A 21252-nucleotide genomic window follows, 5' to 3' on the forward strand; every position below is an offset into this window, starting at 1 on the left:
GCGGCGAGGGGGACGGCCAGAGGCTCTTGCCATCCCCTTGCGGCGCGGTGGACCCCGGAACGAGTCCGGGGTGACGGAGTAGGTGGGGCGGGCGGGCGGCCGCGCCTACCCGTTCGCGTTGATGAGGTCGTGCCGCCGCAGCGCGTGGCGCAGCTGGTCGTAGCTCAGGCCCAGCGCCTCTGCCGTCGCGCGCTGATTGAAGCGGTGTTCGGCGAGTGCGCGGGCCAGCAGTTCGCGTTCGAAGCGGGCGACGCGCGACTTGAAGTCGGACGGGCCGGCATCGCAGGCGGCGACGGGGCTGTCCTCCACCTCCGCCGACGGAGAGGATGGCGCGGGGGCCGGCGTCGGCGTGCTGCCGCCGCTTGCCCCGCGCCGCGCGCCGTCCTGCGGGCGATAGGGCGAGGCGAAGGGGTCGATCTCGATGCCGTCCACCGGCCCCTCGCCCTCCCAGCGATAGACCGCGCGCTCGACGACGTTGCGCAGCTCGCGCACGTTGCCGGGCCAGCGATGCGTCAGCAGTTGGTCGAGCGCGCGCGGGCCGAAGCCGGGCCAGCGTTCCCAGCCGATCTCCGACGCCATGCGCCGGCCGAAATGATCTGCCAGCACCGCGATATCGCCCGATCGGGCGCGCAAGGGGGGCAGCGTCACCACCTCGAAGCTCAACCGGTCGAGCAGATCGGCGCGAAATTCGTGCGCGTCGACCTTGTCGGGCAGATGTTCGTTGGTCGCCGCGACAATGCGCACGTCGACGCGCATCGGCCGCGACGATCCGATCCGCGTCACCTCGCCATATTCCACCGCGCGCAGCAGCCGGTCCTGCGCCGCCATCGACAGCGTGCCGAGCTCGTCGAGGAACAGGGTGCCGCCATGCGCCTCTTCGAACCGCCCGGCGCGCGCCTTGGTGGCGCCGGTAAAGGCCCCCGCCTCATGCCCGAACAATTCGGCCTCGATCAGCGATTCCGGCAGCGCGGCGCAGTTCATGATGACCAGCGGCTGGTCCCAGCGTGGGCTGAGGCGGTGGAGGCGTTCCGCCACCAGCTCCTTGCCGGTGCCACGTTCGCCGATCACCAGCACCGGACGGTCGAGCGCAGCGGCGCGACTGGCCCGTTCCAGCGCGTCCAGAAAGGCGCCCGATTGACCGATGACCTGTGTCGTCCGCTGCATCGCCAACTTCTGGCGGAAAACACCAAGAATGCGCAAGTGTTCATCGGTGGTTCAGGAAGATAATACACTCCAAAACGGCGGAAATTCGCCATTTTTGGAATTGGCACGCCTCCTGCAATGCTGCTGGCATACCGCATCGAGCGGCACACAGACACCAAGGTTTTCAGGAGGTTTCCATGTTCAATACCGAGATCGGTCGCAAGTTTGCCGCCATCGTCTGCACCGTCCTGTTCAGCGCGACCTGCGTCGCTGGCGCGGTGGGACCGGCGACGGCACACCAGACCAGCGTGACGACCGCCCGCCAGGTTGCGTAAAGCGGTCCCAAACCGGGGCGGGCCACGGTCCCGGCCCGCCCCGGCCATGATTTTGAGGAGCACCGACACGATGGGCATCTTTTCCCGCACCCGCGACATCGTCGCCGCCAATTTCGCCGACCTGCTGGAAAAGGCGGAAGATCCGGCGAAGATGATCCGCATGATCATCCTCGAAATGGAGGAGACGTTGGTCGAGGTGCGCGCCAGTGCCGCCCGCACGATCGCCGACCAGAAGGAAATGCGCCGCCACATCAGCAAGCTCGACCAGCTGCAGGCGAGCTGGCAGGAAAAGGCGGAGCTGGCGCTGTCGAAGGACCGCGAAGACCTGGCCAAGGCCGCCCTCGTCGAGAAGCAGAAGGCCGGCGACATGGCCGAGCAGCTGATGATCGAGGTGAAGGTCCTCGACGATGCGCTCCGCGCGTCGGAAGAGGATATCGCCAAGCTGCAGAAGAAGCTGACCGAGGCGCGCGCCAAGCAGTCCAACGTCCAGACGCGGCTGGAAAGCGCCAACAACCGCTACCGCCTGCGCGAGATGTATGCCGGCCCCAAGACGCACGAGGCGTTCAGCCGCTTCGACATCCTGGAACGCCGCGTTGACGATGCCGAGGGTCGCGCCGAACCGCTGGGCCTGGGCGTGCCGAAGACGCTGGAAGAAGAGATCGCCGAGCTGCGCCAGAGCGACAAGGTGGATGCCGAACTCGCCGCGCTGAAGGCGCGCCTCAAGAAGGAGGATTGAGATGGAGGATATCGTCGTCCCGGCCATCCTGTTCGGATCGCTTTTCATCGGCGCGCCCTGGGTGATCCTGCACTATGTCACCAAGTGGAAGCAGGCACCCAAGATCACCGACGAGGACGAGAAGCTGCTGGACGAGATGTATAATCTCGCCCGCCGGCTGGAGGATCGCCTCAACACCGTCGAGCGGATCGTCGCCGCCGACAACCCCGACTTCAAGCCGAGCCTGACCGCTCAGCAAGCCCATTATCAGCTCGACCGGAGGAACTGAGATGTCCGCCCGCACCCAATTCTACCTCGACAAGCCGAACGGCAAGGTATCCGGCGTGTGTTCGGGGATCGCCGACTACACCGGCTTCGACATCACCCTGGTCCGCGTCGCCATGGTCATCCTGACCGTCGCCACCTCCGGCTGGGTCCTGCTGGGCTATATCGCCGCCGCGTGGTTGGCGCCCAAGAAGCCGGTCGACCTGTACGAGAGCCACGAAGACGCCAAATTCTGGCAGGGCGTGCGCACCAATCCGAAGCGGTCGACCACCGAGGTTCGTAGCAAGCTGCGCGATATCGACCGCCGCCTCGCCGACATGGAACTGCACTATACCAGCCGCAACAGCCGGCTGGCCGAGGAAATCGACAGCCTCCGCTGAGCCTTTGCCTCGCGAGCTGAAAGAGGGGATACGACAATGAGTAACTTGGGGATACTCGTACCGATCGCGATCTTCACGATCGGGCCGGCAAGCTGGGTCATCAACAACTGGATCCGCGTTCGCCACGGCTATGAACCCGATCGCTGGCGCAGCCGCCACGAGCGCCGCCACGGCAGCTCGCCCGACGCCGAGCGCACGATCGGCCTGCTGACCCAAGAGAACGACAAGCTGACCGGCCAGGTCAGCCGCCTGGAGGAACGGATCGCCGTCCTCGAACGCATCGCCACCGATCCCGCCGAGCGCACCGCCCGCGAGATCGAAGCGCTCCGCGACCGCTGACGCGAAAGGGAAAACGTCATGTCTCCCGAAGTCTATTCCATCGTCCAGGGTATGTTTCCCTTGACCGCCCTCATCATGGTGATGGCGATGGCCGGCTGGATCATCACCACCTGGCTGCGGGTCAAGAACGGCTATCCGCTCGACGGCGCCTGGGGCCAGGCCGTCTACCCGCAGAAGAACGAGGAGACGGCCGAGCGCGTCAAGCTGCTCAGCCAGGAAAACGCGCAGCTGCGCGCCGAACTGGGGTCGATCAAGGACCGCCTCGCCGTTGTCGAACGCATCGCCACCGATCCTGCCGAGCGCACCGCTCGCGAGATCGACGCGCTGCGCAGCCATTAAGAAGGACACGTAATATGGGTCCCGAACATGTCTTCTGCATGGCGCTGGGTGCCGCGATCACGCTGGCGATCCAGTGGTACGGCCAGCGCAAGGTGAAGAAGGCGATCTCCGCCCCCGATCTGGCGGCGCGCCACGATATCGAACTGCTCGACGCCGAGAATGCCCGGCGCATCGGCCAGATCGACCGGTTGCAGGAACGGCTCGCCACCGTCGAGAGCATCGTCACCGATCGTTCGCACCGCCTCGACCGCGAGATCGAAGCGCTTCGGCTGGAGGCCAACTGACATGTCCGCCATGCTCATCCCGATCCTCGGCATCTGCTGCGGCCTGCTTGCGATCTTCGGCGGCGTCTTCGTCAAGCCCTGGTTCGCGCTGCAACAGCGCCGGATGGAGATCGAGGCGGATAAGGTCGCCGAGAAAGCGGCGCAATATGCCGCGCAGACCGAACGGCTGGAGGAGCGCGTCCGCGTGCTCGAACGCATCGTCACCGATCGCGGCGCCGACCTGGCGCAGGAGATCGAACGGCTGCGCGACGAGCCGGCGGTGAAGCGCCTGCCGGTCAACTGATCCTCCTTCCCTTCCCCACGGAAAGACGACACCCATGAACCCCGCAGAAATGATCGTCGCGATCGTCGCGCTGGTGGTGATCGGCGGCGTGCTCCGCGCCCGCTTCAACGCCTTCGGCCCGCGCCATGCGGACCGGTTTCAGCCAGACATGACCGACGACACCCGCCGCCTCACCCAGGAGGTGCGCGACCTGAAGGAGCGCATCCAGGTGCTGGAGCGCGTGATCACCGATAATCGCAGCACGTCCGATCTCGACCGCGAGATCGAGCGGCTGCGCCACCGCTGAGGAGACGGACGATGACCGATCCCGAACTGTATCTGACGCTGTCGCTGTCGGGCCTCGCCGGCCTGGCCATGGTGACCACCGCGGGCCTGTCCGGCTGGCGCAGCTGGCTGACGCTGAAGCATTCGCAGCTCGATGCGCAGGCCGAGGCGCTGCCCCCCGTCCATTCCGCCGGATCGCGGATCGAGATCGCGGACCTGAAGGAGCGCATCCGCAAGCTGGAAGCGATCGCGGCGGGCGTCGACCTGTAAGGCGGATCCCCATCCGGCCAAATGAGAAAGCTCCTCCCCCTCCAGGGGCCGGACGGCAAGATGCCCTGCGGCCGAGCGTCGCCCTTACCTCCCCCTCCGTCATGCCTGCGGCATGCCGCCTCCCCCTGGCGGGGGAGGCGTGAGTTGGCCCTGTGGGATCGGGATCAGCCGCCGGTGGCAGGCTTCAACGTCGCCGAATCGAGATGCCAGCGCAGCTGTGCCGCGCTCGCGCCGTCCACGCCGTTGACGCGGCGGACGACATAGCTTCCCACAAACCGCTGGCGTGCGCCGCTATCCGTCGTTGCCTCCACCGTGACGGGCACGGTCTGGTAGACGGAGCCGGCAGCGCCCTCCGCGGGGGGCAGCGTGCCGATCGTCACGCGGGTGGCGCGGGTCTTGGCGAACCCCTGTTCGAAGCCCTTGAAGGTCTGGCCCGGTCGGCCATCGTCACCCCATTGCGTCCAGGCGGTGGCATAATCGCGCGCGTTGATCGCGGCATAATAGCGCCGCACCACATCGGCCGCGGCCTGTCCGCTGGTCGGATCGACGGTGCAGCCGGCCATGCGCGATCCCTTCCCGTCGAATAGTGCGCAGGACCGGGCGATCTCGTCCTCGATCATCGCGCAGCTGTTGGCGGCGTTGCACGGCGGATGCGTCGCGGGCGAGACGTTGCGGCAGATCGCCACCCGCTTCGCTGCGGCCGCCGTTCCGATCTCCGCGGCGCAGGACAGGGGCTGCGACGCGGCGACGCTGGTGCGCGCCGGCTTGGGGGTCGATAGCGCGCGCGGCGTGGCGCTAGCTGCGACCATGGGCGTCGCCTCCGCCTCGCCGGTCGTGGAGGCGCCCCGCTCGCCCGACCCGCAAGCGCCGAGTGCCAGCAACGGCAGCGCGATCAGGCAGCGGATGGCGGTCATGGCAGGCTCCTTCACGATTCGGTACGGCGGCGACAACGTCCGACACCGCCGAAGGTGTCGCGCTGTGCGACGACCTGCTAGGCGCGCAGCCCCGTTCACCAGGATTCGAACACACGTGGTCGACAAGAGCTGGGGCGTCGGCCCCTCCACCGGATTGCGCGTCCGCACCAACGCGAGCCCCGACGCGCGCGCCGCCGAACGCGCACAGGCGCGCGAGGCCCGCGCCGCCGCGCGCGCCGCCGACACCGAGCGCCGCCTCGAAACCCGCGCCGCCGAGCGCGAGGCGGAGGCCGCGCAACGCGAACAGGCGCGCACCGCCCGTCGCGAGGCCGAGGAACAGGCCGCCGCCCGCGACCCCCATGCCCGCGAGGCACGCCGCCCGCGCGGCTCCGGTCGCAAGGATGTCGTCCGCGAACAGCGCGACACGCGTGGCTATACGACGCTGGTCGACGCCGACCGCATCCGTGTGCTGGCGAAGCGCGGCGCATCGGTGACCGGCCTCGCAGGTGCGTTCGGAATTTCGGAGGACGAGGTGGCGGCGGTGCTGGCTGTGGAGGACTAATACGCCCCCGTCACCCCAACAATCCCGTCACCCCGGCCTTGAGCCGGGGTCCCGCTATTGGCCGACCGATGGAGAAGCGGGACCCCGGCTCAAGGCCGGGGTGACGAAGGAAGCGCGCCCCTACCCCCGCGCCACCCACTCGGCCAACGTCATCTCCTTCGTCGGCTCGACCAGCGCGTCCATGCTGTTGCGCATGATCTCCAGCGCCCAGCGCGTCCGTTCGGGATGGTTGCCCGCGACGGCATCGCCCGGCACCCACAGATCATATTGCCGCATATGCGCGTCCGCCGCGGTGAACAGCACGCAGATGTCGGCGGCGACGCCGGTCAGGATCAGCCGGCTCACCCCCAGTTGCGGCAGCAGCACCGGCAGATTGGTCGCGTAGAAGCCCGAAAACTGCGGCTTGATGATGAAATAATCGTCGTCGCGCGGGCACAGCGCCTCCGTCACCGCGCGGCCGGGCGTGTCCTTAGCCAGCGTGTCCTCGACCAGCCGCGTGCGTTCCGAATGCCACTGGCCGTTGTTGTCGTTGACGTAGATCACCGACACGCCCGCCGCATCTGCCGCTTCGCGCAGCCCTAGGATCGGCGCGACGATATCCTCGGTCGCGGCGCGCAGATCGTCGCCGCCCTCAAAATCGAGCGCATTGACCATGTCGATGAGCAACAGCGCAGTCTTGCCCGGGGCCGGGTCGGGTGATGGGTTGGTCATGCTTCGTTCTACCGCAAACGCAACGGCAACGCCTTGATCTGCGATGGGTTTGGCGGGATGGCTGCACGATGGCCGACGGCGCGACGCCCCCCATGCGCAAGATCATTCACGTCGACATGGACGCCTTCTACGCCTCGGTCGAACAGCGTGACGATCCTGCGCTGCGGGGCAAGCCGGTGGCGGTCGGTGGCAGCCGGGCGCGCGGCGTGGTGGCGGCGGCGAGCTATGAGGCGCGGGCGTTCGGCGTACGATCGGCGATGCCCTCGGTCACCGCGATCCGGCGCTGCCCCGACCTCGTCTTCGTCCGCCCACGGTTCGAGGTGTACAAGGCCGTGTCGAACCAGATCCGCGCGATCTTCGCCGATTACACCGACGCGGTCGAACCGCTGTCGCTCGACGAAGCCTATCTGGACGTCAGCGAAGACCGCCATGGCCTGGGCTCGGCCAAGGCGATCGCCGAACAGATCCGCGCGCGGATTAAGGACACGACCGGCCTCACCGCCTCTGCCGGCGTCAGCTACAACAAGTTCATCGCCAAACTGGCATCGGACCAGAACAAGCCCGACGGCCTCTGCGTCATCCCGCCGCACAAGGGCGCCGCCTTCGTCGCCTCGCTGCCGGTCAAGCGCTTCCATGGCGTGGGGCCGGTGACGGCGCGGCGGATGGAGCAACTGGGCATCGTCACCGGCGCCGACCTGCGCGACCGGCCGCTCGCCTTTCTGCAACAGCATTTCGGCTCCTATGCAGATTATCTGTATGGTGCTGCGCGCGGGCAGGATTTCCGCCCGGTCCGCGCGCATCGCGCCGCCAAATCGATCGGCGCGGAGCGGACGTTCGAGACCAATCTGACCGATCCCGCCGACCTCCACGCCGCGCTCGCCCGCGTCGCCGATGCGGCGTGGGAGCGCGTCGAACGCTCGGGCGCGCGCGGCAAGACGGTGACGATGAAGCTGCGCCACGCCGACTTTCAGACGATCACCCGCGCCCGCTCGCTCGCCGTGCCGGTGGCGAGCAAGGCGGCGTTCCTCGGCATCGGCATCGACCTGCTGACCGCGCAACTGCCCGTGCCGGGCGGCGTCCGCCTGCTCGGCCTGACGCTGTGCGGCATCCTGCGGCCGGGCGCGGAGCCGGCGGACGACGCGGTGCAGCCGAGTTTGCCTTTGTAGGGTGTGCTGCGGTCCTGAGCCGGGGGCTCACTTTTGGTGGTGGGGCAAGAAGCGGGACCCCGGATCAAGTCCGGGGTGACGATGGGGGGTGCGCGAGCCGGGCGGTATGCGGTGGTGCGCGTATGTGGGAAGCCATAACCGAGGCCGGACCCTTGAGGGCCAAGCTTGCCGCTGTAGGTCACGAAACCCCTGCCCCACCCACCCCGTCACCCCAGACTGGTTCCGGGGTCCACTCCGCGGCTTGGGGGACGGCAAGAGGCTCCAGACGTCCCCTCGCGGCCCGGTGGACCCCGGATCAAGTCCGGGGTGACGGCGTGGGTGGGCGAAGGCCTCGGATGAAAACGGCCATCCGTTCTGCCGCCGACTTCGCGAGACGCCCCCGCCCCCTCGACGGATTTACCATCATCGTTTACGCCTCGTTCACCAAGAAGGTGGGGGAATGACGGTCGAACCTTGGTTCATCGTGGCGATGGTGCTGAGCCTGTCGGGCTATGCCATTTATCTGGCAGGGCTTCGGCGGCATCTGCTTGAGCCGAGCCGCGCGTCCTGGCTGATCTGGACGGTGGCGACGGGGGTCGAGGCCGCCACCTATGTCGCGGTCAACCCGGGTGAGCCGCAGGGCTTCGTCTTCATCGTCTCCGCGCTCGCCTGTATCGTCGTGACGCTTGCCATGTGGCGCCGCTCGCGCTGGACGCGGCCGTCCTCGACCGAGACGATCTGCATGGCCGCCAGCCTCGCCGCGATCATCCTGTGGCTGCCGCTGCAGGAAACGTTCTGGGCGCATATGCTCGTCGTCGCGGCGGTGCCGCTGGGCTTCTGGCCCACCTGGGCGAGCGTGTGGGAGGATCGCGCGCGCGAACGCTCGCCGGCCTGGGGGCTGTGGACGCTGGGCGATATGGCGACATTGCTGGTGACCATGCGCAGCCCCGGTTCGGGCGTGGGCGAATATGGCTATGTCGTCGTCGAGCTGCTGTGCCACGCCAGCGTGTGGTTCATGGTGGGGCTGGCGACGCTGAACCCGATCCGTTCGTTCGGGCGGCGCGAGGGCAAGCTGCGCGTGCTCGACGCCTATCTGCCCGCCAACCCGTTCGCGGTCGGCGAGACGCATATCGGCAAGGCGGTGTTCGCGGCACAGGGCTTCGCGCAAGCCGAGACGATCGTGCGCTTCTCCGGCCCGATCGTCCCCGCCGCGCGTCTGCCGCAAGGGTTGAGCGGCGCGTCGGACCGCTATCTGCAGATCGGGCGCGACCGCTACATGGGGCCGTCGGGCCGGATCGACGATCTGATCAACCATAGCTGTTCGCCCAATGCGGGCCTGCGCTTCACCGACGATGGCGTCTTTCTGGTCGCGCTGCGCCCGATCGCGCCGGGCGAGGAGATCGCGTGGGACTATTCCACCACGCTCGCCGACCCCGACTGGTCGATGCAATGCGCGTGCGGCAGCCCCGAATGCCGCGGCGTCATCCGTGCCTTTGCGCTGCTGCCGGCCGAGGTGCAGGATCGCTATCGCGCAATGGGGATCGTCGCGCCGTATCTGGACGAGCGCGACATGGGACGCCGCGTCGCGTAGATTTAGACGCGTGCAATGCCCCGCGCGCGCCCAACCCCGTCACCCCGGACGTGATCCGAGGTCTGGCTTTATCAACGGCCGAAGAAAGAAGCGGGATCCCGGCTCGAGGCCGGGATGACGAGGGAAGGATTGGCAAAAGAGAACGACCACCCCTGTCCTAGCTGCCGGGCGGTCCATGTTGCCCCACCCCCTTGCCCCCGCGCGCCTTTACGCGTAAGGGCCCGCGCTTCCACGCTCATGCCTGGAATGCTTGCGGGAGGGGCTTGCCCCGTCTGGACCGCTAAACTTGAAACGAGAGTGACATGGCAAAGAAGATCACAGGTTACATCAACCTGCAGGTTCCTGCAGGCGACGCCAAGCCCGCGCCGCCGATCGGCCCGGCGCTGGGTCAGCGCGGCGTGAACATCATGGAATTCTGCAAGGCGTTCAACGCGCAGACGACCGACATGGACAAGGGCACCCCGCTGCCCACCAAGATCACCGTCTATGCCGACCGTTCGTTCAGCTTCGAAATCAAGACGCCGCCGGCGTCGTTCCTGATCAAGAAGGCCGCCGGCCTGAAGTCGGGTTCGAAGGAGCCGGGCAAGGTCGTCGCGGGCAAGATCGCGCGCAGCAAGCTCGCCGAGATCGCCCAGACCAAGATGAAGGATCTGAACGCCAACGACATCGAGGCTGCGACCAAGATCATCGAAGGCTCCGCCCGCGCGATGGGCCTCGAAGTGACGGAGGGCTGATAGAATGGCCAAGCTGACCAAGAAGCAGAAGGCGAACGCCATCAACCCGGAAACGCTGCACGGCGTCGATCAGGCGATCGCGCTCGCGAAGCAGAACGCCACCGCCAAGTTCGACGAGACGATCGAAGTCGCGCTGAACCTGGGCGTCGATCCGCGCCACGCCGACCAGATGGTCCGCGGCGTCGTGACGCTGCCCGCCGGCACCGGCAAGACCGTTCGCGTCGGCGTCTTCGCCCGCGGTCCGAAGGCTGACGAAGCGCGCGCCGCCGGCGCCGACGTCGTCGGTGCGGAAGACCTGATGGAAACGATCCAGGGCGGCACGATCGACTTCGATCGCTGCATCGCGACCCCGGACATGATGGGCGTCGTCGGCCGCCTCGGTAAGGTGCTGGGCCCCAAGGGCCTGATGCCCAACCCGAAGCTCGGCACCGTGACGATGAACGTCGCCGAAGCGGTGAAGGCCGCCAAGGGCGGTCAGGTGGAATATCGCGTCGAAAAGGCCGGCATCATCCACTCGGGCATCGGCAAGGCGTCGTTCAGCCAGGAAGACCTGCGTCGCAACTTCGACGCGCTGGTCGATGCGGTCGTCAAGGCGAAGCCGTCGGGCGCCAAGGGCAAGTATGTCCGCAAGGTCGCCGTCAGCTCGACGATGGGCCCGGGCATCCGCGTCGACACCGCCGAAGTCGCGGGCGCGTAAGCCTTTCCGATCGTTCGGAAACACGAAAAGGGCCGGGAGCGATCCCGGCCCTTTTTGCGTGCGGGCTCAATGCGCGAAGGCGCGCCCTACCCACGCCGTCACCCCGGACGTGTTCCGGGGTCCACTCCGCGGCGAGGGGAACGGCCGGAGGCGAGAACGCCCCCCCTGCGGCCCGGTGGACCCCGGAACTAGTCCGGGGTGACGGGGCGCTTGGAGCTGCCCGGCGGGCCCTATTGGCCTCCCGCATGGCGGGCGATCCCGGCCCATCTCGCGTTGGGCGTGGTTCGGAACGCCTGCCTCACCCATTCGTAACCTCGGACTTGGTCCGGGGTCCACTCCGCGGCGAGGGGATGGCCAGAGGCGAGAACGCCCCCCCGTGGCCCGGTGGACCCCGGAACACGTCCGGGGTGACGGAGCGTTTGGAGCTGTCCGGCTGGCCCTATTGCCTTCCCGCGCATGGCGGGCGATCCCGGCCCGTCTCGCGTTGGGCGTGGTTCGGAACGCCTGCCCCACCCACACGTCACCCCGGACTCGTTCCGGGGTCCACTCCGCGGCGAGGGAAGCGGCCGGAGGCGAGAACACCCCTGCGCGGCCCGGTGGACCCCGGAACAAGTCCGGGGTGACGGGGCGTTTGGAACGGCCCGGCGGCCTTACTTGCCGTCGAGCGCGGCGCTGACGGCGGCGAGCGGGGTGGACAGCACGCCCGAGACATATTGCACCGCGATCAGTCCCGCAGCGCCGATGCCGATCAGCATGACGACGAACTGGAAGCGCGCGGCAAAGCGGCGGCTCTTGGCCTCCCGCTCGGCGACCGAGACGGCCCGGTTGGCGCCGCGCCGATCCGGGCCGGATGCGCCCGCCTCGGTCCCCGGCTTCTGCGCCGGCGGCTTGGCCGACACGATGCCGTCGATGTCGATCTTGTCCTGCGTGCGGACGCCGAAATACTGGCCCTTCGCCCACACGACGCGGCCGACGATGATGTGATGGATGCGACGGATCTCGATGACCGTGCCGGGGCGGAATTCCTCGTCCGCGGTGGCGAGCAGTCCGCGCGACGACATATTGTGGATCGTGACGTCGCCCCAACCGGTGCCCCGGCGCATGCGGGCGCGCACCATTACCTTCCGGCGCGGTTCCCGCTGCTTCACGGCCGCTCCCCTGGGCGAACGGGGCCCACGATTGGCGACAGAGGGGTGGCACTCGGGATCATGGAGCCTGCTATGCCGCGCCAGTCTTTAACGGGAGGTTCCCGACACGGGTCGAAAGCGGACTTTTTTTGAAACAAGCGACCGCGGGTGGTTTTACCCGCGGTCGCCCCGGTCCGATTACAGGCCGATGATGCCGCCATCCGTCTTGGTGATGACGATCGTTGCCGAGCGCGGACGACCGGTGCCGGTGCCGGTCGCCTGGCTCTGCGGCCAGTTGCTGGTGATGTTGGTCGGGCCGCCGTTTTCGCCCGGATGCTGGATGTTGACGAACAGCGTCCGGCCGTCCGGCGTCGAATCGATGCCGGTGATCTCGCACTGCTTGGGGCCGACCAGGAAACGTTTCAGCGACGTGCCGGGCGCTTTGCCGATGCGCGTCGTCTGGCTCGCCGTGACGCCGTTCAGGCTGTTGGTGATCGTCCGCGTTCCGCCATCGCCGACGGTGCCGGGGATCGCGGCGAGCATCATGCAATTGGTGACGTCGGTATAGGCGCCGTCGTCGGTCTGGATCCACATCAGCGGCGTCCCCTGCCCCGCGACGTTGCTGGGCCGGGCGAACCACAGGCCGTCCGGCGACGAGAAGTCGTTGGTCGCGTCGAGGTTCGACAGGTTGATGTTGGCGGGGTTGAGGTCCGCGCCCGCCCCGAAGGCGTAGATATCCCAGGTGAAGCTCGTCGCCTCGCTGGTGTCGCCGGTTTCGCGCAGGCGGATGACGTGGCCGTTGGGGTTGCCGTTGGTCTGGCCGCCGGTCGTCTTGGGATCGCTATAGGCGCGCGGGTTGGCGGCATCGGTGTTGGCCGCGGTGCGCGACGAATTGTTGGTCAGCGTCAGGTACATCTGGCCGTTGACCGGATTGACCGCGGTCCATTCGGGACGATCCATCTTGGTCGCGCCCAGCGCGTCGCCAGCCAGGCGGGCATGGGTCAGCACGTCGGCCTGATCGGCGAAGGCATAGGCCGCATTGCCCGCGGTCAGCGGCCCCTGCCCGAACACCAGCGGCAGCCACTGGCCGCTGCCGTCCGCGTTGAGCTTGGCGACGTACAGCGTGCCGCTGTCGAGATATTTGTCGCCGATCGCCAAGCGGTTGCTCGCTGTAGCGTCGGCATCCGACCAGGGCGTCGCGGAGACGAACTTGTAGAGATATTCGTTCTGCGCATCGTCACCCATGTAGAAGGCCGGGCGCACGCCCGCGATGGTGCGCCCGACGACGCAGCCTTCGTGGTTCATGCGGCCGAGCGCGGTGCGCTTGCGCGGGGTCGACGACGGGTCGAACGGGTCGATTTCGACGATCCAGCCATATTGGTTGGGCTCGTTGCGGAAATCCTGCGTGCCGTCAGCCGCCTTGGTCGGATCGATCGTCGCGTTGAACTTGGCGACGCGGGTCGTGTCGCCCAAGGTCGGCGCGTCGGAGAAGGTCCAGCGATAATTGCCCGCGCGTTCGCTGAGGCCGTAGCGCGAGAAAGCGGTGACCGACTTCGCCCCCACCGCGGCGGCGCGGCGCGTGTTGTCGCCCGAATCACGGCGGAAATAGCCCGCCCAATTCTCTTCCGCGGTCAGATAGGTGTTCCACGGCATGCGGCCATTAGCGCAATTGTTGATCGTACCGCGACCGGTGCGGCCGTTGGTCGCATAGGCGGTGTAGAGCAACGCGCTGCCGGCGACCGGCCCCGAAAAGCTGGTCGGCGTGAACGGCGTGATGCGGCGGTTGAAGCTGCTGGTGCTGCTGTAGCTCCAGGCGCTGGTGCCGCGCGTGATCTCGATCACGCTGACGCCGTGGCATTCCATCTCCTTCAGCACCTCGGCGGTCGGGCGGACGCCCGACGACAGGTTGGTGGGACCGTTGGGGTGCAGGTAGCTTTCGGTGATATTCTCGTGGTTCATCACCAGCAGGCCGCGGCGGCTGTTGCTCGCGTCCGGCGTGGTGCCGCTGGCGGCGAGGCCGAAATAGCTCATGCCGTCGTGATGGTCGCCCGCGCGCGCGGAGAAGGTCGTGTCGCTGCCATCATTGGCATAAGCGCCGACGCTGCTGTTGATCGGATCGCCGAGGCGGTAGAGGATGGCCACCTGATAGCCCGAGGGTACGGCGACGACGTCGGCCAGGCTCTTGGACACCGCGGTGAAATCGAGGATCGCAGGCGCGACGGTGACGCTGGTATCGGCGATCGAGCGGATGCCATCCGACGAGGTGCTGGCGAACTGAAAGCCGAGGACGGTGCTCTGCGTCACCGCGGGTGCGGTGAAGGTGGCGGTGCCGGTCGAATTGGAGCTCAGCGCGACCGTCGGGCCGCTCGTCTGCGTCCAGCCTGTGCTGCTCGCCGTGCCGCTGGTGACGGTGCCGACCAACGTCACCGTCTTGCCGCTGGTGGTGCTGGTGGCGTCGCCTGCGGTCACCGTCGTCGCGCGGCGGGTATCGTCCTTGTCGCAGCCCGCCAGCATCGCGCCGCCGAACACCGCCATGCTCATCGCCGACAGGCCGCCACGCAGCGTCTGGCGGCGCGAGTAACGCAGTGCGATCAGATCGTTGATATGGCCGTTCGTGCTGACATTGGTATCGATGTCGCCGTCGTCATAGCCGATGGCCGGCTGGTCGAGCATGGTCATGATGAAATTCCCCCTTGATCGCGGCCCGTTGGCCGGCGGTGCGATCCCCATTTTGGCGGGGGAAAGCGGCAGGGGGATTGCGATCGGATGACGGCTGGATGAAACGAACATGACGGATTGGAGACATGCAAATTCCGGGGGAGGTGGCAGCGCGTAACGCTGACGGAGGGGGTGGTCGGCGATGATCTTTGCGACGGGGGGGCATCGTTTCCCTCCCCCTCCACCACCCGGCTTGCGCCGAGCGCCCTCCCTGGCGGGGAGGAATTGATGGCCCGATTGACTCGGCCCGTAATTCCGCTATGTGCGCGGCCTTGCCGGCGGGTTCGCCCGTCGTGCATCCGTCCAAGACAGCAGGTGCCGCGGAATATGCCGCGGCTTAATGTCCTGCCGAGACGGGGACAGGAATTTGACGGACCGGTCGGGCGATAGCCTCGCGTCGGTCTGCTACACCTTCACGGGTGCCCTTCCCCATCGATGGACAACCCCGGCCGGGGTTCTCCCCTGCCGGTTTGTAACCGGGAGGGCCGCTTCGCGTGGCCTTCTCAAACGTGGAGAATGGCATGGATCGTGCTCAAAAGGCCGCGGCCGTTGCCGAGTTGAATCGCACCTTTTCCGAGGTCGGCGTGGTGGTTGTCACCCGCAACAACGGAATGACGGTGGCGCAGTCCACGCGACTGCGCAATCTGATGCGTGATGCCGGCGCGACCTACAAGGTCTCGAAGAACAAGCTTGCCAAGATCGCACTCGATGGCACCGACTATGGCGCGCTGGGCGATATGCTCACCGGCCCGGTCGGCCTTGCCTCCTCGGTCGATCCGGTCGCCGCAGCCAAGGTTGCGGTCGAATTCGCGAAGACGAACGACAAGTTCGAAATCGTGGGCGGATCGATGGGCGCGACGGCTCTCGACGTAGCCGGTGTGCAGGCGCTCGCCACCATGCCGTCGCTGGACGAACTGCGTGCGAAGATCGTGGGCCTCATCGTTGCTCCGGCAACGAAGCTCGCGACGATCACCCAGGCTCCCGCGGCGCAGATCGCGCGCGTGCTGTCGGCCTATGCCGAGAAGGAAGCCGCCTGATCTTTCAGGAGCTTGGCCTCAAGCGATTTTGTGAACGACACTCCGGGGCGATGCCCCGAACTATGAAGGAAGTACCATGGCAGACCTGAACGCGCTCGTTGAGAGCCTGAGCGAACTGACCGTCCTCGAAGCCGCTGAGCTGTCGAAGATGCTCGAAGAGAAGTGGGGCGTTTCGGCCGCTGCGGCTGTTGCCGCTGCTCCGGCTGCTGGCGGTGGCGCTGCCGCTCCGGCCGCTGAAGAGAAGACCGAGTTCGACGTGATCCTGACCGGCGACGGTGGCAAGAAGATCAACGTCATCAAGGAAGTCCGCGCGATCACCGGCCTGGGCCTGACCGAAGCGAAGGCTCTCGTCGAGGGCGCGCCGAAGCCGGTCAAGGAAGGCGTGAACAAGGACGAAGCCGAGAAGATCAAGAAGCAGCTCGAAGAAGCCGGCGCGACCGTCGAGCTGAAGTAAGCTGTAGCGGGAGAGACGGCGGGCCTGCCCGCCGCACTCCCGCACGGCCGGCCAGGCTCGGCACCGCCGAGCTTCGACGTCATGGGGCTTGCCCCCATGACGGCCGACCGAAGCGATACGAAAAGGGCGGCCCCCGCAAGGAGGCCGCCCTTTTTCGTCGGCGGAGAAGCGCGGGATATCTCGTGCCAAATCCCCCGTTCGTGCTGAGCCTGTCGAAGCACGATCATCACCGCAAACCTGCCGCGCTTGTTGCAGCCCGCCCTTCGACAGGCTCAGGGCGAACGGACGTTCGGCGAGATGTGCGTGAAAGCCCCACGCCCGGTTGCCCCGCCCCGCCCCCGCCTGTACCGCGCGTGGCATGACCAGCCTCGCCGACCTTCGCGACGAATATGACTTTCTGGACGCCGACGATCGCTATCGGCTGCTGATCGATCTCGGCCGCGCGCTCGAACCGATGCCGGATGCGTTGAAGACGGAGGCGACGCTGGTGCGCGGCTGTTCGGCGTCGGTGTGGGTCTATCCGACGCGGCGCGACGACGGCACGCTGCATTTCCTGGCGGACAGCAATGCTGCGATCACCAAGGGGATCATCGCGCTGGTGCTGCTGACGGTGCAGGATCGCGCGCCGGGCGATATTCTGGCGACCGATATCGAGGGCGAACTCGCGTCGTTCGACCTCAAGAACCAGCTGAGTTCGAACCGGACGCAGGGGATTCCGAACATGATCGCGCTGATCCGCGAGACAGCGGCGCGGTACGTTTGAGGGGTTGGGGGCGCCCCCCCCATCCACGCCGTCACCCCGGACTGGGTCCGGGGTCCACCGGGCCGCTAGGGGACGTTTACGCCTCCAGCCATCCCCCTCGCCGCGGAGTGGACCCCGGACCAAGTCCGGGGTGACGGAAGGTGTGGGGCGAAGGTCAGCGCGCCTCGGGCTGCGGCGCCAGCCGCGCCGCCAGTTCCGCCACGTCGGCGCCCTGTGGCACCACCAGCCAGCGGTGTGGGTCGCGGCCATCGATCAGCGCCACCGCACCGCGCGGGCATACCCCCAGGCAGCGCGTCTCGACCACGCCGAGCGGTGCCTTGCGGCCCTTCTTCAGCCCCAGGATCTTGCGCAACACCTTGGCCAGCGGCGTGCGGCCCTTCTTGCCGAAGCCGCCGTCGATCTTCTTCGAACATTTGCCGCAGACCAGGACGGCGCCGGACCAGGCGCTGGGGACGTGCTTCAGCTGGGGCGCCACTCGCGCCGCTCCTCTGCCGTCCGCAAGACCTCATAAGCCGCCTGCACTGCCTGGAAGCGGACGGCCGCATCGGCATCGCCGGGCCGGACGTCGGGGTGGTTCGCCTTGGCCAGCCGGCGCCACGCCGCCTTCACCGCATCGAAATCGGCGTCGCTGTCCAGCTCCAGCGCCTCCAGCGCGCGCATCTCGTCGCGCGAGCGGCTGCCGTCGCCGGGGCCGCCCCAGGCGTAATGGCTGGCATTGGCATAGCCCGATGCGGTGCGGCTTTCCGATGCCTCGCGCTGGGCGGCTTCCTCGGCTGACAGACCTTCGAAATAATTCCAGCCGCGATTGTATTCGGCGGCATGCGCCTCGCAGAAATACCAGCGGTCGGGGCTGTTGGGCGACTTAGGGGCGGGGCAATTGCCCGGCGCGTCGCAGCCATGCCGGTCGCACAGGCGGACCGTGGTCGCCTCGCGCGACGAGCCGTAGCCGCGCCAGCGGGGAAAGCCCCAGTCGTTCGAACGGGTGGGATTACGCGCCATCCCCGCCCACATAAGCGCTGGGCGGCGGCGCGCAACCGCCGCGGCAATCAGTGCCTAGACGGCAGCAGGAACCGGACCTGCCGCGTCGCCGCACCGCATGCGAGAGCGCCGGCCGGGCGATAGGTCTTCGAAAAGACGAAGCTCTTGGCCGTCGCATTGCCGGCCTGGGTGAAGATGAACGGCGGATAGGACACGATCACGCGCGGCGCGACGACCGCGCCATCGGCCGCGATGTCGAACTGCGTGCGCGTCCAGCCCTCGAAACCCCAGGACATCGCTTCCTCGGGGAAGGTGCCGCCGGCATGGCGCAGCTGCGGCGCATCGCCGACCAGCGCGCACTGATTGGCGGACAGGCCGCTCTGGGCGAAGGCGTCCTTCGCGGCGACCGCATCGCCCCGCGCCTGGGCCAGCGACGCCAGGCGGATCAGCGCGCCGGTTCGCAGTGCGTCGTGCTCGCCGAGCGCCTGATCCTTGACCACCTGATCCAGCAGCGCCGCCCGCCGGTCGCTGCGCGGTTCCTCCTTGTCTGCCAGGAGCAGCCGGATCGCGGCGCGCGCCTGCGGATTGCCGGCATAGGGTGGCTGGTCGAGCAGCGGCGCCACGACGCGACGGTAGGCAGAGGCGCCCCACATATCCGCGCGGCTGTTGGTACGTTCCTCAAGCGCGAGGCCAAGCTGGCCCGTCACGGGCGCCTTGGCCCCCTGCGCGATCTTTAACGCCTCCTCGGCGAAGGCCTGCTTTTCCTCACGCGGGACCACCGGCGACCGGATCAGCGCCACCAGCGCGACGAGGCGCGGCAAACCGTCGGGCGCCGCCGCCAGCGCCGCGCGTTCGCCGGGAAGCGCTTGAGCCGGGTTCTCCGGTTCTTCCGGCACCGGCTGTCCCTGGGCGCGGAGCCATTCGGTCAGCGTCGTCATCAGTCCATCACCGATCGACGGCCGCGGAAAGGCGAGGTTGCAGCGCAGTTCGACGCGGACGTTGTAGCGCAGGAACGAAGGGATCGCCTTGACCTGCTCGACGCTCCACGACCAGCTCCGCGCGGCCTGGGCGAAGGCGAGCGCAACCGCGCCGCCGCCCTCTGCGTAGATGGGTTCGGCCAGCAGCACCGTTCCGTCGTCCCGGATCGAGAACTGCACGATCGCCATGTCCTGCGGCTTCAGTCCAGCCTCGCCGCCGCAATCGGGCGGCATCATCGCCGCGCCCGGATCGAAATTGCCGTCGGGCACGCGACCGGCGCCGGTCATCGCCATGTAGCGGCGGGCCTCGTCCTTGCGGCCCGACAGCAGCAGGGCGAGCGCGGCGGTCGAGCGGGCAGCGGCATCGCGCAGATCGGTCTTGTTGGTCAGGCCGCCCAGGTCCTTCACCGCATCCATCGCCTGCGCCGTCGCGGTCGGCAGGTCGTGGCGATTGAGCGCCAGCACGGCCTTAGCGGAGGCAAAACTCGCCAGCACGTCCTTGTCGGCCTTCACCTGCGCCAGCAGCGCATCGGCGCGCGCGGCCGCCGCCGCGGCTGCCGCCGGATCGGTGAAGGTCGCGGTCCGGATTTGGCCGAGCAGCGCCGCGAGCTTATCGGTAGGGTTCGTCGCCTGCGTTTCCGCCTGGGCGTAGAAGGACGCGGCGCTGGCGTAATCGAGCGTGCGGTGCGCGACATGCGCAAGGTTGGTGTAGGCCGAATAGCGATCGTCGCGCAGCGACGCGTCGGTCGCCGGCAGCAGCGCAAGTCCGCGGCGCGCGGCGGCGACCGATTCGTCGCTGCGGTTCATCGCATCCAGGACAACGCTTTTGCGGACCAGCACCAGCCCGAGATTGCGTGGTCGATCCGCGACTCGCTTTTCCAAAGCCTCCCACGCGGTGAGCGCGGCCGCCCGATCGGTGCCGCTCGACAAGGCCGTCGCGGCTTCGAAATCCTGCTGCACGGTGCGCGGCTCCGCCGGGCGCTGTGGCGCTTGCTGGGCCTGACCGATGCTGCTCGCGGCCAACCCCAGCGCCGCGATTGCGGCCATCCGTCCCTGCATGTCGTCACTCCCCCACTCGGGGTGCATCCTGACCGCAGTGGGAGATAAACGCCAGAGGGTCTGTAAGCCGGGTTCTGTCCATCCCCGAAGAGACTGGGCGACCATTCCTCTAGGACGACGCTTGCGCGCCGCCTCCAGCAACCAACCCGGACGACGAGCTGAAACGAAGCCCCTATGCCGTCCCTATTCGGTTTTGCTCCCGGTGGGGTTTGCCGTGCCGCTTCCGTTACCGGTCGCGCGGTGCGCTCTTACCGCACCCTTTCACCATGACCGTCCCGAAGGAGTGGCCGTCTGCTCTCTGTGGCACTGTCCCTGGGGTCGCCCCCGCCGGGCGTTACCCGGCACCGTCGTTTCGCGGAGCCCGGACTTTCCTCGCGCATCTTGCGATGCCCGCGGCCGCCCGACCCTCTGACCTGGCCTCTCTACTCATCCCCCTGCGGTTTGGGAAGCAGCAGCGCGAGCAGGATCATGCGGCATTCGGCATCGATCTCGCCATCGATAAGCTCGGGGCGGAAGCGGCGCTGGAACGCCATGATCGCCGCCATCGGATCGGTGACGTCATAGCCGAAGCGTTCGAGCGCGAGCAGGAAGCCCGCCTGCGTCCACATCGGGTCGAGCAAGTTGCGCGTCGGCCGGGGCAGCGCGAGCCGCAGCCGGGCGAGCCGGTGCCAGGGGAAGAGCTCGCCCGGATCGCGCTTGCGCACCGGCGCGACGTCGGAATGGCCGACGATATTGCCGCGCGTGATCCCGTGGCGCTCCTTGATGTCCGCGACGAGCGGCAGTAGCGCCTCGATCTGCGCGTCGGGAAACGGGCGATAGCCCCATTCATGCCCCGGATTGACGATCTCGATCCCGATGCTCGCCGAATTGACGTCGGTGATGCCGCGCCAGTGCGAGGCGCCGGCATGCCAGGCGCGATGCTCCTCACGCACGAGCTGGTGGAGCGTGCCGTCCTCGTCGAGCAGATAATGCGACGAGACCTTGGCCTCGGGATCGCACAGGCGCGCCCGCGCGGAGGCGGCATCCTGCATGCCGGTGTAATGCAGCACGATCATGCTGATCGGCAGCGTCCGCTCGTCGAAGTTCGGCGAGGGCGTGTCGAGACGGTCCATGGCGATGCACGTTAGCCGAGCCGCACGCGCTAGGTA

27 protein-coding genes and 1 other RNA gene are annotated in these 21252 nt (G+C 67.8%); 18 read left to right on the forward strand and 10 right to left on the reverse strand.

Annotated features, from left to right (window positions below):
* Nucleotides 1-105 precede the first annotated feature (105 nt).
* The gene (gene pspF, locus ACP690_RS05640; protein WP_017978243.1) at nucleotides 106-1164 is read right to left on the reverse strand and encodes a phage shock protein operon transcriptional activator; all 1059 of its coding nucleotides are present in this window, start codon (nucleotides 1162-1164) and stop codon (nucleotides 106-108) included.
* 176 nt (nucleotides 1165-1340) lie between these two features.
* On the opposite strand from pspF, the gene ACP690_RS05645 reads away from it, so the two are divergent.
* From ACP690_RS05645 to ACP690_RS05690, 10 genes are all read left to right on the forward strand, one after another.
* Complete coding sequence (locus ACP690_RS05645; RefSeq protein WP_017978242.1) at nucleotides 1341-1478, forward strand: hypothetical protein; 138 nt, start codon at nucleotides 1341-1343, stop codon at nucleotides 1476-1478.
* A 70-nt stretch (nucleotides 1479-1548) separates the two neighbouring features.
* Complete coding sequence (gene pspA, locus ACP690_RS05650) at nucleotides 1549-2214, forward strand: phage shock protein PspA (RefSeq protein WP_426260397.1); 666 nt, start codon at nucleotides 1549-1551, stop codon at nucleotides 2212-2214.
* Between the two features lies 1 nt (nucleotide 2215).
* Nucleotides 2216-2482 (forward strand): envelope stress response membrane protein PspB, encoded by a 267-nt coding sequence (pspB, locus tag ACP690_RS05655; RefSeq protein WP_426260396.1) that lies wholly within the window; start codon nucleotides 2216-2218, stop codon nucleotides 2480-2482.
* A 1-nt stretch (nucleotide 2483) separates the two neighbouring features.
* Entirely contained in the window at nucleotides 2484-2858 is a 375-nt protein-coding gene (gene pspC, locus ACP690_RS05660; protein WP_017978239.1) for an envelope stress response membrane protein PspC, read from the forward strand.
* Nucleotides 2859-2894: 36 nt separating this feature from the next.
* Entirely contained in the window at nucleotides 2895-3197 is a 303-nt protein-coding gene (locus ACP690_RS05665) for a hypothetical protein (RefSeq protein ID WP_426260395.1), read from the forward strand.
* An 18-nt stretch (nucleotides 3198-3215) separates the two neighbouring features.
* Nucleotides 3216-3536, forward strand: a complete 321-nt coding sequence (locus tag ACP690_RS05670) for a hypothetical protein (RefSeq protein WP_018251094.1) — start codon at nucleotides 3216-3218, stop codon at nucleotides 3534-3536.
* A 14-nt stretch (nucleotides 3537-3550) separates the two neighbouring features.
* Nucleotides 3551-3820 (forward strand): hypothetical protein, encoded by a 270-nt coding sequence (locus ACP690_RS05675; RefSeq protein WP_241892123.1) that lies wholly within the window; start codon nucleotides 3551-3553, stop codon nucleotides 3818-3820.
* 1 nt (nucleotide 3821) lies between these two features.
* Nucleotides 3822-4103 carry a hypothetical protein gene (locus ACP690_RS05680; RefSeq protein WP_017978235.1) on the forward strand — a complete coding sequence of 94 codons (282 nt, stop codon included), beginning with the start codon at nucleotides 3822-3824 and terminating at the stop codon, nucleotides 4101-4103.
* A gap of 34 nt (nucleotides 4104-4137) precedes the next feature.
* Nucleotides 4138-4389 (forward strand): hypothetical protein, encoded by a 252-nt coding sequence (locus ACP690_RS05685; protein WP_063688309.1) that lies wholly within the window; start codon nucleotides 4138-4140, stop codon nucleotides 4387-4389.
* Nucleotides 4390-4400: 11 nt separating this feature from the next.
* On the forward strand, nucleotides 4401-4637 hold the full coding sequence (locus ACP690_RS05690) for a hypothetical protein (RefSeq protein WP_426260394.1): 237 nt from the start codon (nucleotides 4401-4403) through the stop codon (nucleotides 4635-4637).
* Nucleotides 4638-4801: 164 nt separating this feature from the next.
* Here the strand turns inward: ACP690_RS05690 and ACP690_RS05695 are convergent, their stop codons facing one another.
* Nucleotides 4802-5551 carry a hypothetical protein gene (locus ACP690_RS05695; protein WP_426260393.1) on the reverse strand — a complete coding sequence of 250 codons (750 nt, stop codon included), beginning with the start codon at nucleotides 5549-5551 and terminating at the stop codon, nucleotides 4802-4804.
* 115 nt (nucleotides 5552-5666) lie between these two features.
* Here ACP690_RS05695 and ACP690_RS05700 point away from each other — a divergent pair, with 115 nt between their 5' ends.
* Nucleotides 5667-6113 carry a hypothetical protein gene (locus ACP690_RS05700; protein ID WP_426260392.1) on the forward strand — a complete coding sequence of 149 codons (447 nt, stop codon included), beginning with the start codon at nucleotides 5667-5669 and terminating at the stop codon, nucleotides 6111-6113.
* 120 nt (nucleotides 6114-6233) lie between these two features.
* Here the strand turns inward: ACP690_RS05700 and ACP690_RS05705 are convergent, their stop codons facing one another.
* The gene (locus ACP690_RS05705) at nucleotides 6234-6824 is read right to left on the reverse strand and encodes an isochorismatase family cysteine hydrolase (protein ID WP_426260391.1); all 591 of its coding nucleotides are present in this window, start codon (nucleotides 6822-6824) and stop codon (nucleotides 6234-6236) included.
* A 68-nt stretch (nucleotides 6825-6892) separates the two neighbouring features.
* On the opposite strand from ACP690_RS05705, the gene dinB reads away from it, so the two are divergent.
* The 4 genes from dinB to rplA all read left to right on the forward strand — a co-directional run bounded on the left by dinB (nucleotide 6893) and on the right by rplA (nucleotide 10991).
* A complete protein-coding gene (dinB, locus tag ACP690_RS05710; protein ID WP_426260390.1) occupies nucleotides 6893-7990 on the forward strand; it encodes a DNA polymerase IV in 1098 nt (365 codons plus the stop codon).
* Nucleotides 7991-8429: 439 nt separating this feature from the next.
* Nucleotides 8430-9560, forward strand: coding sequence for an SET domain-containing protein (locus ACP690_RS05715; RefSeq protein ID WP_426260389.1), 1131 nt, complete (start codon nucleotides 8430-8432; stop codon nucleotides 9558-9560).
* A gap of 302 nt (nucleotides 9561-9862) precedes the next feature.
* Nucleotides 9863-10294: a 50S ribosomal protein L11 gene (gene rplK, locus ACP690_RS05720; RefSeq protein WP_017978227.1), complete on the forward strand. Its 432-nt coding sequence runs from the start codon at nucleotides 9863-9865 to the stop codon at nucleotides 10292-10294.
* A gap of 4 nt (nucleotides 10295-10298) precedes the next feature.
* Complete coding sequence (gene rplA / locus ACP690_RS05725; RefSeq protein ID WP_017978226.1) at nucleotides 10299-10991, forward strand: 50S ribosomal protein L1; 693 nt, start codon at nucleotides 10299-10301, stop codon at nucleotides 10989-10991.
* Nucleotides 10992-11641: 650 nt separating this feature from the next.
* On the opposite strand, the gene ACP690_RS05730 is transcribed toward rplA, so the two are convergent.
* Both ACP690_RS05730 and ACP690_RS05735 read right to left on the reverse strand, forming a co-directional pair.
* Nucleotides 11642-12139, reverse strand: a complete 498-nt coding sequence (locus ACP690_RS05730) for a PilZ domain-containing protein (protein WP_017978225.1) — start codon at nucleotides 12137-12139, stop codon at nucleotides 11642-11644.
* Nucleotides 12140-12316: 177 nt separating this feature from the next.
* Nucleotides 12317-14791, reverse strand: coding sequence for an alkaline phosphatase PhoX (locus ACP690_RS05735; protein ID WP_426260524.1), 2475 nt, complete (start codon nucleotides 14789-14791; stop codon nucleotides 12317-12319).
* Nucleotides 14792-15357: 566 nt separating this feature from the next.
* Between ACP690_RS05735 and rplJ the strand changes: the two genes are divergently transcribed.
* The 3 genes from rplJ (at nucleotide 15358) to ACP690_RS05750 (ending at nucleotide 17090) form a co-directional block, all read left to right on the forward strand.
* The gene (gene rplJ / locus ACP690_RS05740; RefSeq protein WP_017978222.1) at nucleotides 15358-15873 is read left to right on the forward strand and encodes a 50S ribosomal protein L10; all 516 of its coding nucleotides are present in this window, start codon (nucleotides 15358-15360) and stop codon (nucleotides 15871-15873) included.
* A gap of 76 nt (nucleotides 15874-15949) precedes the next feature.
* Entirely contained in the window at nucleotides 15950-16327 is a 378-nt protein-coding gene (rplL, locus tag ACP690_RS05745) for a 50S ribosomal protein L7/L12 (protein WP_017978221.1), read from the forward strand.
* Between the two features lie 358 nt (nucleotides 16328-16685).
* Nucleotides 16686-17090, forward strand: a complete 405-nt coding sequence (locus ACP690_RS05750; RefSeq protein ID WP_017978220.1) for a SufE family protein — start codon at nucleotides 16686-16688, stop codon at nucleotides 17088-17090.
* 154 nt (nucleotides 17091-17244) lie between these two features.
* Here the strand turns inward: ACP690_RS05750 and ACP690_RS05755 are convergent, their stop codons facing one another.
* The 5 genes from ACP690_RS05755 to ACP690_RS05775 all read right to left on the reverse strand — a co-directional run bounded on the left by ACP690_RS05755 (nucleotide 17245) and on the right by ACP690_RS05775 (nucleotide 21216).
* On the reverse strand, nucleotides 17245-17565 hold the full coding sequence (locus tag ACP690_RS05755) for a (2Fe-2S) ferredoxin domain-containing protein (protein WP_043059904.1): 321 nt from the start codon (nucleotides 17563-17565) through the stop codon (nucleotides 17245-17247).
* Complete coding sequence (locus ACP690_RS05760; protein WP_017978218.1) at nucleotides 17550-18089, reverse strand: J domain-containing protein; 540 nt, start codon at nucleotides 18087-18089, stop codon at nucleotides 17550-17552. Before ACP690_RS05760 ends, ACP690_RS05755 begins: the two co-directional genes overlap by 16 nt.
* 47 nt (nucleotides 18090-18136) lie before the next feature.
* Nucleotides 18137-20104 carry a hypothetical protein gene (locus ACP690_RS05765; RefSeq protein WP_426260388.1) on the reverse strand — a complete coding sequence of 656 codons (1968 nt, stop codon included), beginning with the start codon at nucleotides 20102-20104 and terminating at the stop codon, nucleotides 18137-18139.
* A gap of 47 nt (nucleotides 20105-20151) precedes the next feature.
* Nucleotides 20152-20516: RNase P RNA component class A (rnpB, locus tag ACP690_RS05770), an RNA gene on the reverse strand.
* 10 nt (nucleotides 20517-20526) lie between these two features.
* Complete coding sequence (locus tag ACP690_RS05775) at nucleotides 20527-21216, reverse strand: N-acetylmuramoyl-L-alanine amidase (RefSeq protein WP_426260387.1); 690 nt, start codon at nucleotides 21214-21216, stop codon at nucleotides 20527-20529.
* Nucleotides 21217-21252 lie beyond the last annotated feature (36 nt).

Origin of the sequence: Sphingomonas sp. DC4900 (genome assembly GCF_049896485.1) — a bacterium.
In the GTDB taxonomy this organism is placed as follows: domain Bacteria; phylum Pseudomonadota; class Alphaproteobacteria; order Sphingomonadales; family Sphingomonadaceae; genus Sphingomonas; species Sphingomonas aquatilis.

Coding starts and splice junctions, on each gene's coding strand:
- pspA (WP_426260397.1), top strand. CDS start 1,549: ATGGGCATCTTTTCCCGCACCCGCGACATCGTCGCCGCCAATTTCGCC.
- ACP690_RS05760 (WP_017978218.1), bottom strand. CDS start 18,089: ATGGCGCGTAATCCCACCCGTTCGAACGACTGGGGCTTTCCCCGCTGG.
- rplL (WP_017978221.1), top strand. CDS start 15,950: ATGGCAGACCTGAACGCGCTCGTTGAGAGCCTGAGCGAACTGACCGTC.
- pspC (WP_017978239.1), top strand. CDS start 2,484: ATGTCCGCCCGCACCCAATTCTACCTCGACAAGCCGAACGGCAAGGTA.
- dinB (WP_426260390.1), top strand. CDS start 6,893: ATGGCCGACGGCGCGACGCCCCCCATGCGCAAGATCATTCACGTCGAC.
- ACP690_RS05715 (WP_426260389.1), top strand. CDS start 8,430: ATGACGGTCGAACCTTGGTTCATCGTGGCGATGGTGCTGAGCCTGTCG.
- ACP690_RS05680 (WP_017978235.1), top strand. CDS start 3,822: ATGTCCGCCATGCTCATCCCGATCCTCGGCATCTGCTGCGGCCTGCTT.
- ACP690_RS05675 (WP_241892123.1), top strand. CDS start 3,551: ATGGGTCCCGAACATGTCTTCTGCATGGCGCTGGGTGCCGCGATCACG.
- ACP690_RS05685 (WP_063688309.1), top strand. CDS start 4,138: ATGAACCCCGCAGAAATGATCGTCGCGATCGTCGCGCTGGTGGTGATC.
- rplK (WP_017978227.1), top strand. CDS start 9,863: ATGGCAAAGAAGATCACAGGTTACATCAACCTGCAGGTTCCTGCAGGC.
- ACP690_RS05690 (WP_426260394.1), top strand. CDS start 4,401: ATGACCGATCCCGAACTGTATCTGACGCTGTCGCTGTCGGGCCTCGCC.
- ACP690_RS05665 (WP_426260395.1), top strand. CDS start 2,895: ATGAGTAACTTGGGGATACTCGTACCGATCGCGATCTTCACGATCGGG.
- pspF (WP_017978243.1), bottom strand. CDS start 1,164: ATGCAGCGGACGACACAGGTCATCGGTCAATCGGGCGCCTTTCTGGAC.
- ACP690_RS05775 (WP_426260387.1), bottom strand. CDS start 21,216: ATGGACCGTCTCGACACGCCCTCGCCGAACTTCGACGAGCGGACGCTG.
- ACP690_RS05645 (WP_017978242.1), top strand. CDS start 1,341: ATGTTCAATACCGAGATCGGTCGCAAGTTTGCCGCCATCGTCTGCACC.
- ACP690_RS05750 (WP_017978220.1), top strand. CDS start 16,686: ATGACCAGCCTCGCCGACCTTCGCGACGAATATGACTTTCTGGACGCC.
- pspB (WP_426260396.1), top strand. CDS start 2,216: ATGGAGGATATCGTCGTCCCGGCCATCCTGTTCGGATCGCTTTTCATC.
- rplJ (WP_017978222.1), top strand. CDS start 15,358: ATGGATCGTGCTCAAAAGGCCGCGGCCGTTGCCGAGTTGAATCGCACC.
- ACP690_RS05765 (WP_426260388.1), bottom strand. CDS start 20,104: ATGCAGGGACGGATGGCCGCAATCGCGGCGCTGGGGTTGGCCGCGAGC.
- ACP690_RS05695 (WP_426260393.1), bottom strand. CDS start 5,551: ATGACCGCCATCCGCTGCCTGATCGCGCTGCCGTTGCTGGCACTCGGC.
- ACP690_RS05705 (WP_426260391.1), bottom strand. CDS start 6,824: ATGACCAACCCATCACCCGACCCGGCCCCGGGCAAGACTGCGCTGTTG.
- ACP690_RS05735 (WP_426260524.1), bottom strand. CDS start 14,791: ATGCTCGACCAGCCGGCCATCGGCTATGACGACGGCGACATCGATACC.
- ACP690_RS05670 (WP_018251094.1), top strand. CDS start 3,216: ATGTCTCCCGAAGTCTATTCCATCGTCCAGGGTATGTTTCCCTTGACC.
- rplA (WP_017978226.1), top strand. CDS start 10,299: ATGGCCAAGCTGACCAAGAAGCAGAAGGCGAACGCCATCAACCCGGAA.